The following is a 494-nucleotide window of genomic DNA, read 5'->3' on the forward strand; positions in this document are numbered from 1 at the left end:
GGGGCAACCGAACCCGCTGCACACCCAATTCTCAATATAGTTTTGACGGCGGCTAAAGCCGCACGTTCGTTTTTCCTACCCCGGCTAAAGCACGGGGGTTTCCAAACGGATCGGAGGTTATCATGAATCACCTGTAAGTCCTGAATCCAAAAAACCTCCAGCGGCGGAAGAGGCCGAAGTTTTTCCGGCAAATTCCGATAACTAGAATTGTAGTTTTGCCCTAGTTGTTCGTCAAGATTTTGTTGTTAATTTTTGTTAAGTCAGTTTGTCCAAAAAGCAGCGGTTCTCCCAGCTAATCACGTATTGTAGAGGCAATAAGCCTCTGCGGAGTTTGGCCGATCGCCTAGAGGTCGGGGTATCGACGCTTTCAGACTGGGAGTTGAGCAAGTCGATGCCGCGTTCGTGGCGCTTGGTGGAAATTTTAGCTTCTCGGCGGGAAGCCCCGCGCTCTACCCGTGCTTGGTGAGCGTCGGGATGAGAGCCAGGGGAAATGG

General features: G+C 51.6%; 1 protein-coding gene. It reads right to left on the bottom strand.

What is annotated here, in order from left to right; genetic code table 11:
- Positions 1–255: 255 nt before the first annotated feature.
- Positions 256–494 (bottom strand): hypothetical protein (locus AC0QH1_RS18695; protein WP_324632779.1); only part of this gene is annotated, 239 nt, incomplete at its 5' end.

Source organism: Phormidium sp. CCY1219, from assembly GCF_055795085.1.